Source organism: Lentzea aerocolonigenes (genome assembly GCF_000955955.1).
In the GTDB taxonomy this organism is placed as follows: Bacteria; Actinomycetota; Actinomycetes; order Mycobacteriales; family Pseudonocardiaceae; genus Lentzea; species Lentzea aerocolonigenes_A.
The window spans coordinates 1-356 of record NZ_JYJG01000598.1; the positions used below are offsets into that span (position 1 = coordinate 1).

A 356-nucleotide genomic window follows, 5' to 3' on the forward strand; every position below is an offset into this window, starting at 1 on the left:
CCACCCCCCATCCCAATCATCTCAGGCAGGTCTGACAATTCCGGAGCCTCGAGGATGACGTGCGCGTTCGTGCCGCTGATGCCGAACGATGACACGCCGGCGCGGCGTGGACGGTCGCTGGACGGCCAATCGCGGGATGAGGTGAGCAGCTCGACAGCGCCCGCGTCCCACTCGATGTGCGAGGAAGGCGCGGAGACGTGGAGCGTCCGCGGGAGCACGCCGTGCCGCAGCGCCATGATCATCTTGATCACGCCGGCGACGCCCGCCGCCGACTGGGTGTGGCCGATGTTCGACTTGATCGAGCCCAGGTAGAGGGGCTCGGCGCGTTCCTGCCCGTAGACCGCGAGCAGCGCCTG

General features: G+C 68.5%; 1 protein-coding gene. It reads right to left on the reverse strand.

Annotated elements, in window-relative coordinates:
• Nucleotides 1-356, reverse strand: a 356-nt coding sequence (locus tag UK23_RS47765; protein WP_045318511.1) for a ketoacyl-synthetase C-terminal extension domain-containing protein, incomplete at both ends; no start/stop codon positions are given.